The organism is Bacillus sp. JJ1764, from assembly GCF_036962145.1.
In the GTDB taxonomy this organism is placed as follows: Bacteria; Bacillota; Bacilli; order Bacillales; family Cytobacillaceae; genus Neobacillus.
On the sequence record NZ_JBALNY010000032.1, the window covers coordinates 1 to 12743 of the forward strand.

The window sequence follows — 12743 nt, forward strand, 5'->3', positions numbered from 1 at the left end:
TTATGTCCCAGCCCCTTTCCCATTATCATTTTATATTAATTTAATGCAATGCAAATATTTTTCGCTTCTGTAAAGAACTCCATACTGTGGTGGCCCCCCTCACGGCCAATTCCACTTTTCTTAAAACCGCCAAATGGTGCACGCAGGTCACGAACAAACCAGCAATTTACCCATATGGTCCCTGCTCGGACAGAATGGGAGATTCGGTGTGCACGCTGGAGGTTTTGAGTCCACACTACACCATTCAATCCATATTCTGTATCATTCGCAATTCGTAATGCTTCTTCCTCTGTATCAAATGGAATAATCGTTACAACTGGTCCAAAAATCTCTTCCTGACACATACGTGACTTCGAGTTTTCTGTAACATACACCGTTGGCTCTAAATAATATCCATTTTGTAAATAGTCAGGAAGCTCCGGACGTTTTCCACCGCAGATTAAGTCAGCCTCCTCCTCTTTAGCAATTTCAAGGTAACTCATTACTTTTTTATAATGTTGCTCACTCACTAGCGGTCCCATTTTCGTGTCTTTAATTTGCGGGTCGCCAACTTTTAATTCCAATGCAGCTTTCTTAAACCTTTCCAAAAAGATATCAAAAATGTTGCGCTGTACTAAAATCCTCGAGCCAGCAAGACATACCTGTCCTGAGTTCATAAATGCAGCATGTATGGAACCCGGTACCGCTTTATCTAGATCTGCATCTTCAAACACGATATTGGCGGCTTTCCCCCCAAGCTCAAAGGAAACTTTTTTAAGGGTATCTGCTCCATTTTTCAAAATCCTCTTCCCCGTTGAGGTAGAACCTGTGAATGAGATTAGGTCTACTTCAGGATGTGTGGTCAGGGAGGTACCCGCTACATTGCCTAAACCATGAACCACGTTAACAACGCCGTCTGGAATGCCAGCTTCTTTGGCAATTTCACCAAGTAAAGAAACGGACAGCGGAGTCATCTCAGCCGGTTTAATAACAGCTGTATTTCCTGCTGCAAGACATGGACCAAGCTTCCATGTAGTCAGCATAAATGGTACATTCCACGGAGTAATCAAAGCCGCCACTCCCACTGGTTCATAACGGGTATAGTTAATGTAATTTTCCTCCATTGGAAAGGTATCTCCGCCTTGTTTTTCAACAAAATCAGCAAAAAAACGGATGTTGTGCGCTGCACGGGGAACTTCGTGCTCAACGGTTGAATGAAATGGCTTTCCTACATCAATAGCATCCAATCTAGCTATTTCTTCTTTTCTTTCCAAGATTATTTCTGCCATTCTACGCAGTTTCCCGCAGCGCTCAGCTACCGTCATTGTTCTCCATGGACCATTTTCAAAAGCTGTTCTGGCAGCCCGGCAAGCTTGATCGACATCTTCTTCCGTTCCTTCGCTAACCCTTGCAATAATTTCCTGTGTCGCTGGATTTTTCACTTCAAAAGTAGCCCCATTGCTTGATTTCACATATTGACCATTTATATATAAGCCAACCTCTCTCACACCAATTTGGACTTTTGTCATTTTGAAACCTCATTTCTTTTTTTTACCGATTCACCTGCAATACCCCAGTGCTCAGGTTCTACTTCCTGAATCATGACGCGGACATTCTGTATGGGTGCCTCTAATATTTCTGAAACCAAATCAGTGACTTCACGAATCAATCGTTCTTTTTTTTCCGATGTCCTTCCTTTAAGAATATTAATCTTAATAAATGGCATGAACATCTCTCCTTTCTTTGTCAGTCCAAGGTCATTCTGTAAAGACAGCTTCAACTGTACCGATTCTGTCAAAGCATGCAGAAAAATGATCACCTTCAGCAATTGTTACTGCCCCAGATAATGAACCGCTCAACACCACTTCTCCAGGTTGAACACTTTGTCCTTCCTTAAACAATTTATTCACCATCCATGCGATCGCTCTTGCTGGATGACCCATCACGGCTGCTCCTGCCCCGGTAGCAACAACTTCACCATTTTTCTTAAACACCATCCCCATAAGTCTTAAATCAAATTGCTCTGGTGAATAAAATCTTTCGCCAATGATAAAACGGGAAGATGAAGAATTATCTGCAACTGCATCCGGAAGTGTAAAGCTAAAGCCTTGAAACCTGCTGTCAATAATTTCTAATGCAGGAGCAATATATTCTGTAGCAGCAAGCACATCCGCTACAGTCACATGTGGACCCTTTAATTCTTTTCCAAAAATAAAAGCTAACTCAGGCTCCAATTTTGCATGAATAAATGAAGAAATAGAAATTGGGTCGCCTTCAAATAATTGCATGCTCTCAAGTAACACACCGTAGGAGGGCTCATGGACTCCCATCATTACCTGCTTTGCTTTACTGGTTAAACCAAGCTTACGACCGACCCTTTTTGTTTTTTCTTCATTACATTTAATTTCAATTAATCGTTCTTGTACTTTATAAGCTAACTCCTCATTCAATTCAGGATATTTATCTACAAATTTATCAATCGAATATCTATGTTTTTCTGCTTTGTATAACTCATTGGCGATTTCATCAATCACATGCGTTTTTAGCATGCATTTCACCTCATTTCCCTTACCGCTTAAATGTTGCACTTACCGATCCGATATGTGCAAATTCAGCTGTAAACGTATCTTGATCTTCTATCTCTACAGCACTGGTCAAAGCACCAGAAAGGATGATTTCACCTGCTTTTAATGAAACTTCATACTTACTCAAAGAATTCGCTAACCATGCAACTGCCCGTAACGGATTGCCCAGTACTGCTGCACCTGCAGCTGAGTCAATCATCACTCCGTTTTTATAAACCACCATGCCGATATGGGCTAAATCAATGCCATTGAGCTTTGTTGGATTTCCACCTATGATGGCGCTGGCAGATGATCCATTATCCGCTACTGTATCTTCAAACTTTATTTTCCAATCAAGTATCCTACTATCGATAACTTCAATTGCTGGGACAATATAGTCCGTGGCTTCGATTACGTCCATCAAGGTAATATTCGGACCTTTTAAATCCTTTTTTAAAATAAAAGCAATCTCACACTCTACTTTCGGCTGAATGTATTGTTTCAGTGAAATGGTATCACCATCAACAAACATCATATCGTCTAAGAGATGTCCGTAATCCGGCTGATTAACACCAAACATATTTTGTATAGCTTTACTTGTAGCACCAATTTTTTTCCCGACAATCTTGGCACCCTTTGCCACCCTTCGTTGGACGATCTCCAACTGGGTTAAGTAGGCTTCATCCACTGTAATTCCTGGATAAGTCACTGTTAACGGTTCAATTACTTTCTTCCTTTCTTCCGCTTCCATCAGCCTTGCAGCAGCCTCATCAATAATCATCTAACTCACACCACCTTGTTTAAACGCTTAATCAAACCCTGACACTTTTTTTGGCAGCCAATTCAACTGCAACATCCAAAATCCAATCTTCTTGTCCGGCAATCGCTTGGCGTTTCCCTAACTCATCCATTACTTCTGAAACACTTACCCCAAATTTTTCCGCGGCATGTCTTACGTGTAAGAGAAAGCTGTTATATACGCCGGCATAACCGCTTGATAAATTGTCCCGGTCAAGAATAATCGGGGCTGGCATGATTGGCGCGACCACCTCTTCCGCAGCATCCATTAAAACAGAGAGGCTGATTTCGGTATCGATTCCCATTTTATTTAATACTGCCACTAGTACCTCTGTCGGCGCATTACCTGCTCCCGCACCAAGTCCTCTTAACGTTCCATCTATTTGGTCCGCACCTTCTTCCAGGGCAGCCAATGTATTTCCAATTGCCAATCCAAGATTATTATGGGCATGGAAGCCTACATCAATGGAGAGTGCCTCTTTTAATGCGGAGACCCTTTCCTTTACACCCACAGGTACAAGAGCTCCAGCAGAGTCAACTACATAAACACAATCAGCTCCGTATGATTCCATCAATTTCGCTTGTTCAGCAAGGACTTTTCCGGATTGCGTGTGGGACATCATTAAAAACCCTACTGCCTCAATTCCTAATTCCTTTGCCAACCGGAAATATTGTTCCGTTACATCAGCTTCAGTACAATGTACCGCAATCCGAATCGTTTCGATTCCAATTTCGACTGCTTGTCGCAGTTCTTCACTCGTTCCAATACCTGGAACAAATAAGGAAGCTATTTTTGCATTTTTTGCGGTTTTAACCGCGGTTTTAATTAAGTCAAACTCCGAGTAAAGAGAAAATCCTTGTTGAATGGTCGAGCCATGTAATCCTGCACCATGGCTGACTTCAATAACAGAAACTCCCGCTTCATCAAGCCTTTTGACTACATTTTCGATTAATTCAGGAGAAAAACTGTGACTAACTGCATGCGAGCCGTCCCGTAGTGTTGTATCTGTTATTCTCGGTATTTTCATCGTTGGACCTCCTTTGTTCCAAGAAATTGTTGTGCATACAATTCTCCGACCTTTCGAGCCGAAGCTGTCATAATATCTAAATTCCCTGCATAGTTCGGAAAGAAATCTCCCTCTCCTTCCACTTCATTCATGATCACCATCATCGGTAAGCGTCCCCATAGAGTTTCACGATAATCAACGAATGGTTCTCCTTTTAACCGGTAACCAGGAACGTAAGTGGAAACTTCTTCGATCATTTTCAGCACAGATTTCTTAACTGCCTCAACATCAAAATCGTTATCTTTGATAACTGCATAAACCGTATTCGTCATGGTAATTGGAGGTTCGGCTGAATTAAAGACGGGAATAGCCCGAGCCGATTTCGCCCCGCCAACTTTAACAAGGGCATTTGCTGTCGTTCTAGTGAATTCGTCGACATTTTGTCTTGTTCCCGGTCCAATTGCACGGCTGGCCACTGTCGCAATGATTTCTGCATAATGTACAGGGACTACACGGGAAACAGCATATAAAAGGGGTGTAGTCGCCTGCCCCGCACAGGATACCATGTTTACATTTCTGGCCTCTCTATGTTCTTCCAGATTTACCGGTGGAACTAAATACGGACCAACGGCTGCAGGCGTTAAATCCACAGCCATTTTTCCTGCTGAACGTAAGAGTTCCGCATTTTGAAAATGGGCTTTTGCACTTGTAGCATCGAAGACAATTTTAATTTCCGGATCTTCTAAAATTTCTTTAATTCCCTCATGGCTTGTCTGGATTCCCATGTCACGTGCTCTTACCAATCCTTCAGAATTAGGGACGATCCCTGCCATTAACGATAATTCCAGATTTCCATCATTTTTTAAAATTTTGTACATCAAATCCGTTCCTATGTTACCGGAACCTAATATAGCAGCTTTCACTTTATCCATTTGCTGCACATCCTCCTTATTTTCAATTTTTTACTGAATGAAATATCACTTGATACTTTAAATAATCCTGGAAAAGGGTCGATTCTAACACCCCGTAAATCCCTCTATTGATCTTTATGATAGAAGATACTCATCATCTGAACAATTTCATCGTCCCTGTATAGTGGACATTTTCGAAATTTTTTTTATAATCAAAATAAGAGGTGTGAATAAAAATGGAAAAAGATCATGTACTTTCTTCTGTTAATAATGCGATTAAAATACTCCGTTCTTTTAAAATGGAAACCCCGCAAAAAGGGGTTCGTGAACTGGCAGCAGAGTTGGGATTAGGTAAAAGCAGTGTCCAAAGAATATTAGCCACATTGGCCAAAGAGGGATTGGTTAGAAAGAATAGTGAAACGAATAAATACGAACTTGGTTTATCCGTCCTTGAGTTAAGTTCGATCGTTTTAGGTCATATTGATCTCCATAAAGAGGCACTACCCATCATTACTAAATTGGCTAATACTTTCAAAGAAACCTCTCATCTCGCCATCTTGGATAATCTTGAAATCATTTATTTATGCAAAGTAGAAAGCGAAAACTCTATTAAATTGGTATCTCATCCCGGTCTTCACAATCACACCCATAGCACGAGCTCTGGCAAACTATTACTCGCTTATAGTGAACCATTTCTGGTAGATACGATATTGGACAAAGGTTTAGAAAGATTCACTTCAAAAACGATAACCGATCCCATAGAGTTTCGCCGTGAATTGAAGCAAATTTGTCAAAAAGGCTATTCGGTCAGTAACGGCGAACTACGTGATGCTGTTACTTCCCTATCTGCTCCAGTCCGAGATTATACTGGCAAAGTAATGGCAGCTATTAACCTAGTGGGTCCAAGTAATCGCCTTACCCAACGAAAGGTTGAATGGATGGCATCGGAATTAATCCGTTCCGGGGAGTTGATCTCAGAAAAAATGGGCTATTGGAAACGTTAATTAAGCAATACAAAAAAATACTTATGAAGGAGATTGGTGATCCTCCTTCATAAGTAAATTCAGGTCCATTTGTTTTTAAGATTTTGCAATTTCAGGAACACTGACAGGAGTTCCACGCACCCACCATGATTCAGGGAATGCCGTACCTATCCATGTATCACCATTTCCGGGTACATCCTTCATTTCCCAAATGACAGGCTCCCAAGCAGGATCTAAAATTAGATAACCCGCATCCCCAAACAACTCAATCCGGTTTCCTCCCGGTTCATAGACATACATACAAAAAGCTTGGCTGATTCCATGCTTATTTGGCGGAACCTCTACGAAAATATCATTTTCCCTTAGTAAATCTGCTAAATCATATAAATTTTGCGGAATGCCATACCAATAGCAAAGATGATGAAGTTTCCCCTGCATTTTGTTAGGTTCTGGCATGAACGCTATTTCGTGGACAAGGTTGGATACACTGATCCAGCTTCCAAGCACGTTGCCATTATCCTGAATTTGTTCCCTTAATCGAAATCCAAGGGCATCCAGCATAAAATCAGTGTCTTTTCCAGGATTGGAAGACATGAGGTTAATGTGGTCCAAGCGGCGTACAGGTACACCGCGATCCGGCCGTTTCGTGGCACGATTTAATAATTTCGTTTTTTCGTTTTCTTTCACTTTGTAATATTCCACATCATAGAATAATTCCATTAGATGACCATCAGGTGTTGTAAATTGGTAGGCCTTCCCATGACCAAGGTCCCCTTCAATCCACCCACGACCCAAACCTGTCGCCTTTACTGCCTCAACTCGCCGCTGGAGAGCTTGAGGAGAAATAGTCCGCCACGCAGCATGCCCGAGACCGGCTTCCTTTGCTTCCGTTACCTTTAAAGAATGATGATACGACTCTTCGTAGGCTCTTAAATAGACAGATTGACCCGATCGTTCTGTAACACTCATTCCAAGCAATCTCGTAAAAAAGTCCACTGTTTCCTCTGGCTTTGGAGAGAAAATCTCCACATGTGCCAATTGCCCAACATCAAAAATAGGTTCTTTAATAGTTTTCAATATTACTCCTCCTAATTTTAAAATGCGAGATGTGAAGAACTAGTTGAAACCGTTTACATTATAGAGAAATTTTATATGCCTTTATCGGTTATTTTAATAGTAAAAAAGTTTGATATGGATAAAAAGACTATTGTCCCTTTATGGTGGACAGTTAATCAAAAATTTTTTTGTTTAACATTCTAATAACAATTGTTAGTTAAATCTCTAATTCTCCTAAAGAAACAAGAGCTTCTAACACCAAAAAGACGTGATGACTATCTAATGGATTACGAAGGTCTTTTCCTATCATCATTTCGATCTTCTGAATTCTATATAATAGCCCAGTCATAGATAACGACAGGTCCTTCATCGTTTGTTCGAGCTTTCCACCATTTAAAAGAAATACATACAAGGTTTTGATTAATTCAGCACTTTTCGGATCATTATTTTCATAAAGAACTCCCAGGAGCTGATGCGCCAATTTTTTTACAGCGGCTATATTATTTTGATTGATTAAAATTCCAACAATTCCTAAGGAATCAAAGGTTTGTACCTTCTTTTTTGTCACCATACGGCTGGCTATCAATGCTTCTTCATAATATTTGAATGCTTGTTCTATTAGTTCACCCTTGCTGCTTATCCCTAATTTAAAGCTAGTATGTGCGAACGTTTTTTCCAAAAACTTCACATATGCTTCTACCACCCCGGCCATTATACTGTCTTTTTTGGACAATACAGGGATTAGAAAAACAATTCTTCCTTGTTTCTGAACAGCCAAAACAGTGTGCTTTTGCTCCTTAAAAAAAGTAATAGTAGATTCAAGCAGCTGCTCATGAAGAACCAATTCATGGTCGATCGATATTTTATGGTGCTTAACTTCTAAAACACCAATATAATATTTTTGCCTTAAATCAATATTCATGAACCTTCCGCGCTTTAAAATCTCTGTTTTAGAAGAATATTGATTATTCAGCAATTGTTCTAAAAAGTTCCCTTTCATTCTCTCAAACGATTCAAAGCTAGTCTTTTCATTGAGAAAAAATAAGGAAGCCGCGTTAGCAATTCTTTCTAAAAGCATAAAATCATGTTCTACATTATGTTCCATTATTTTTGTATATATAAACGAACAATAACCCAGAATTTTTTTTCTGACGGTAATCGGTGCCAAAAGGAGCCGATGATGTTGAGTCTTAAGGCATTTCTTGCCAAAAGACAACAAAAACTCATCTGGTCTTTCATTTTGATGCTGATGTTCTTCATCTGCTTTACGAAACTCAAGCTTTATATCGTCCATAATTTCTTGAAAATCAGCATTCGTCATTCCTGAATACACCGAGGTCTGAAAACTTACATCATCAATCATAATTGGAAATCCGGTGATCTCATTGGCGATATCCGCAATCATTTGCAAATCACAGCCATTGGTAACGGATTCCGTAAGCTTTTTATGAAGATTTGCCACCTGATACATATAATTTCTTTGCTCTAACAACTGTTGGTAGGTATATTTATAATCTTTAATAATCGGTGACTCCGAATAATATTGGTATTCCTCTGTAATTTCACTTCCCCAATCAGCCAATGGTTTAAACTCCCAACTGCAAACAGGATCGCCCATTGCAATACAAGACGTTTCTTTTGCAATGATTGTTTGTTTGCAGATGGTAGACATAAAACCACTTACATACCCCCTAAGGGTATAACAAATAGGGGATTCCGAACGACCAAAGCGTTTCAGATGTTCCAAACCTTCAAAAGAGCCTTCCCAAGTACCTTTTCCAGATGAAGAAATATCCTGATCATTCTGATCAAAATCCATGTTAATAGAATAATTGACGCCCTTAACATGTCCATAGGTTGAGTGGAAATCCGGCCCCTGCTTAATTACCTCTTCAAGACGGGAAAACCCCAAAGCTAACGCATTCTTTCCGGCATTTGCTCCTAATTCATAACCATATCGAAGGAGGAAACCCTTTACTCGATCCATCCCAATATTTTTAATTAGTTCTTCTCTAAGCAGAGCAAAAGCAGATACAGAACTCAGTATTCCCTCATTTTCATCAATACTTTTCACTTCATCTCGTATAACGATTCTCATTACTAACACCTCGTTTTGGTTTGCTAGTTTGGAGATTTAGAGTTCAGAAAATTCAATCTAATAATCCGATAATAACAGCATTAGTACCTTAATACCAGAAACTATCATCCTACAAGTTGTCATTCTATTGGAAAAACCTCCAGACTACAGCAACTCACAAACTAAAAGTGTTTGAGCTTTTTCTACCTCTATTCACGTAAAAAATGAATAATTGTTAATATCTCAGTAAAGGTGGGTCATATTCTTTTTGATTGGGACTGAAAAAAAACTTACGTTGTTTAATCCATCTAATTTTAACGCATTTTCCAATCATGTCCTTGTTGGCATGAGCCGTTACAATTTCCAAATGTTTAGCTCCTCTCTTCTTAGTAGTAAGAAGAGATATTCCATAGTGTTCTAATTCATCCACCTTCCATACAACATCATAGGCTCCGCATACAGGTAGCATGAACCTTTCATGGCTGGAGATTTCGATCTTATTTTCCCTGTTATTCATCATTTGAAAACTAGTAATTTCTCCAAAAGTTTCGTGATAATCACCTAAAAGAGTAGGTATTTTAGATACCTCTCCTGCTATTAATAATTCCCTCATATAGGTAGAACTTATTTTCTTATCAAATAAACTGATTTTGGGCACAACCGTGACACCAAATCTACCCAAACCGTCCTGTCCTAGCGTATTCATATTCCCTTTCCCACAGTATCCATACGTAAAATCAAATCCTGCCACCACATGGATAGCCTGAACTCGCAACATGTACTGTCTTACAAATTCTTTTGGAGGTAATTTTGCAAATTCCATATCGAAATTTATAACGTACAAGATATCAATCCCCAATTGGGAAATCAGTTCCTCTTTTCTAGCAAGAGAAATAATATAATCTACCGATTCATTTCCGTTGCTTATGACTTCTTTGGGATGAGGGTAAAAGGTCATAACGGCACTTTTGACCTTTTGTTCCAAAGCAATTTGTTTTGCCGCCTTAATGACTTTCCGATGACCGATGTGCACACCATCAAAAAATCCCATGGCCAATACACACGGTTCCGCATCTTCGAAAACCGCTTCAGAATGATGGGTCAGATATACCGTTTTCAAACCTTTCACTCCTTGGTGTTAGTTTTTGCTGAGGATGCTTTGATTTAACGCATGATAGTGGCCTTGAAAAAATAGTAATGGTTCTCCCTCGTCTAGTCGGATATCGGTTACTTCTCCAATAAATAGAGTGTGGTCACCAGCTTCATGCACATTAACGACGTTGCAAGCAATGGTAGCAATTGTATCTTTTAGGATTGGCAGCCCAGCCAAGGTGGTAAATTCAATCATTCCATCAATATTTTTCTGACCGGCAAACAAGGCTGAGAATTCCTGTTGGTCTGCCGATAATATATTCACTGCAAAACGATTCGACTGTTGAATACGTTGAAGCATTTTAGCATTGTGCCCTACTGAGATCACTACTAATTTTGGATCAAGAGAGACAGACATGAAGGCATTCGCAGTCATACCAAAAGGTTCTCCGTCCACCTGAGTTGTTATCACCGTTACTCCAGTCGCAAATTTCCCCATAGCATTTCGAAATTGACGATTGTCCAAACCAATCACATCCATTCTACCCGGCTCATTTGCCCGCTTTTTTCAACAAATAACTAACGTCACTTGGATTAATAAGATCTGGAACGGTCCAGCCATTTAGATCATACTCTGCCATACACTGTTCAGCAAAGCCTTTCATTTGATTCACTAATCCTGTACCGGTTGCATGGAAAAGGGTCTCCATTCGGATATTCTCATGATTTCCCGCATAATTGCGCTCATATAGTTCATGGCGTCCTCCAAACTCTGAACCTACCGCATCCCAAAGGAGTTTCATCAACTTCATTTTGTCAACCGCATCATACCCATTTGATCCACGATAATATTTATCCAATAATGGCCTAAGTTCAGGATTTTGGAAGTCAAGTGCGCTGGAATTTACATATATGAGTCCACCGGCAACCGTCTGCTCGATAATTTCTTTTATTCTTGGATAGGCAATGGTTGCAAAGACACGATAGGATGAAGCATAGTACATATTTGGCTGAACGATTCCATCCTGCCATGGTTCCGGATTACGCGCCATAGCATCTGTTAATCCCCAGAAAAGATTACGCCATGCGATGACCTCCCCTACTTGAGCCTGTACGCCGCGGAAATCTTTCGCACCCGTTGCCTCCACAGCTTTTAAAAGGAGCCCTGCAATAAAATCAAGTTTTACCGCTAAACGAGTACACCCGTGGAAGGTAAAGCGAGGTACCCATCCTGATAATGGGACAAAACTATTTGCCTTTTCGATATCACCATATAAAAGAACATTTTCCCATGGAATGAGGGCCTTATCGAAAACAAGAACAGCATCATTTTCATCAAGCCTGCTGGAAAGCGGATAATCAAAAGGAGTCCCCATTACTTCTGCTGTCATAGCGTAGGAGGCCCGGCTAATGAGTTTAATTCCTGGGTTATCCATCGGAACTATGGCAAACAGAGTAAATTCCTTTTTCGCTTTAATCGGCAATGGCCCATATTGAAAGATAAAGTTGGAATGGGATAACGCAGAGCCGGTTGCAACCATTTTGGCACCGCTTACAATTAATCCTGCATCTGTTTCTTTTTCAACATGAACAAAAACATCTCCCACTTCATCTGGAGGCAGATGGCGGTCAACAGGCGGGTTCAAACCTGCATGGTTCAGGAATAAACACTTTTCCTGAATTTCCTTGTACCAACGTACTGCATTACTGTTGTATTCACCCCAAAAATTTGGATTGGCTCCCAGTGCAACTTGAAAGCTGGCCTTATAATCCGGAGTTCTTCCCATCCACCCATAAGTTTTGCGAGACCACGCAGCAATTGCATCCCTGCTGGCAATGAGATCTTCAGCACTTCGAGGCATCTTATAAAAGTGATGAGTTTTACCACCACTGCCGGTGTCCGTCTCTGTCAATATTGAGGATGCCTCTGATTCATTATGCATAGAGTCATAAAGGCGGGCTATCATTCTAGCTGAATTTCGAAACGCTGGATGTGACGTTACGTCTTTCACTTTCTCTCCGTACAGCCAAACTTCACGTGCTTGATTGCGAATACTTTCCAAATACTCCTCACCTGTGAATGGTTTAGATGCCGTTACTTTTTCCATTCCTTTTCCTCCTTTAATTGGTGTACTGGTCTTCCTTCTAGGACAAAGTGGATAGAAAGGTTTTGATGCCTTCATAATTACTTTTGTTTGTTCTGAATTTTCTGTAACTATCTACGCAAATTGTAAGGCAAATTCCTTAAACCTATCTACCTTAAAATTTTTTTAATT

The 12743-nt window shown here is 40.2% G+C and carries 12 protein-coding genes; 1 reads left to right on the top strand and 11 read right to left on the bottom strand.

Annotated elements, in window-relative coordinates; all coding sequences use genetic code 11:
- Positions 1–35: 35 nt before the first annotated feature.
- The 6 genes from V7083_RS04720 to V7083_RS04745 are packed head-to-tail and all read right to left on the bottom strand — an operon-like array spanning position 36 to position 5280.
- Positions 36–1508, bottom strand: coding sequence for an aldehyde dehydrogenase (locus V7083_RS04720; RefSeq protein WP_335475899.1), 1473 nt, complete (start codon positions 1506–1508; stop codon positions 36–38).
- On the bottom strand, positions 1505–1798 hold the full coding sequence (locus tag V7083_RS04725) for a 2-hydroxymuconate tautomerase (RefSeq protein ID WP_438823693.1): 294 nt from the start codon (positions 1796–1798) through the stop codon (positions 1505–1507). The genes V7083_RS04720 and V7083_RS04725 overlap by 4 nt, the downstream gene beginning before the upstream one ends.
- The gene (locus tag V7083_RS04730; RefSeq protein ID WP_335475903.1) at positions 1737–2528 is read right to left on the bottom strand and encodes a 2-keto-4-pentenoate hydratase; all 792 of its coding nucleotides are present in this window, start codon (positions 2526–2528) and stop codon (positions 1737–1739) included. The genes V7083_RS04725 and V7083_RS04730 overlap by 62 nt, the downstream gene beginning before the upstream one ends.
- A gap of 19 nt (positions 2529–2547) precedes the next feature.
- Positions 2548–3324: a 2-keto-4-pentenoate hydratase gene (locus tag V7083_RS04735; RefSeq protein ID WP_335475905.1), complete on the bottom strand. Its 777-nt coding sequence runs from the start codon at positions 3322–3324 to the stop codon at positions 2548–2550.
- Positions 3325–3355: 31 nt separating this feature from the next.
- Positions 3356–4369, bottom strand: coding sequence for a 4-hydroxy-2-oxovalerate aldolase (gene dmpG / locus V7083_RS04740; protein ID WP_335475907.1), 1014 nt, complete (start codon positions 4367–4369; stop codon positions 3356–3358).
- Positions 4366–5280, bottom strand: coding sequence for an acetaldehyde dehydrogenase (acetylating) (locus tag V7083_RS04745; RefSeq protein WP_335475910.1), 915 nt, complete (start codon positions 5278–5280; stop codon positions 4366–4368). Before V7083_RS04745 ends, dmpG begins: the two co-directional genes overlap by 4 nt.
- 215 nt (positions 5281–5495) lie before the next feature.
- Here V7083_RS04745 and V7083_RS04750 point away from each other — a divergent pair, with 215 nt between their 5' ends.
- A complete protein-coding gene (locus V7083_RS04750; protein ID WP_335475912.1) occupies positions 5496–6263 on the top strand; it encodes an IclR family transcriptional regulator in 768 nt (255 codons plus the stop codon).
- A 75-nt stretch (positions 6264–6338) separates the two neighbouring features.
- Here the strand turns inward: V7083_RS04750 and V7083_RS04755 are convergent, their stop codons facing one another.
- The 5 genes from V7083_RS04755 to V7083_RS04775 form a co-directional block, all read right to left on the bottom strand.
- A complete protein-coding gene (locus V7083_RS04755; protein WP_335475914.1) occupies positions 6339–7319 on the bottom strand; it encodes a catechol 2,3-dioxygenase in 981 nt (326 codons plus the stop codon).
- Positions 7320–7515: 196 nt separating this feature from the next.
- Positions 7516–9396 carry a XylR N-terminal domain-containing protein gene (locus tag V7083_RS04760; RefSeq protein WP_335475916.1) on the bottom strand — a complete coding sequence of 627 codons (1881 nt, stop codon included), beginning with the start codon at positions 9394–9396 and terminating at the stop codon, positions 7516–7518.
- 214 nt (positions 9397–9610) lie between these two features.
- On the bottom strand, positions 9611–10495 hold the full coding sequence (locus V7083_RS04765) for an FAD synthetase family protein (RefSeq protein WP_335475918.1): 885 nt from the start codon (positions 10493–10495) through the stop codon (positions 9611–9613).
- 18 nt (positions 10496–10513) lie between these two features.
- Entirely contained in the window at positions 10514–10993 is a 480-nt protein-coding gene (locus tag V7083_RS04770; protein ID WP_335475922.1) for a flavin reductase family protein, read from the bottom strand.
- A 25-nt stretch (positions 10994–11018) separates the two neighbouring features.
- Positions 11019–12575, bottom strand: coding sequence for a 4-hydroxyphenylacetate 3-hydroxylase N-terminal domain-containing protein (locus tag V7083_RS04775; protein ID WP_335475920.1), 1557 nt, complete (start codon positions 12573–12575; stop codon positions 11019–11021).
- Positions 12576–12743 lie beyond the last annotated feature (168 nt).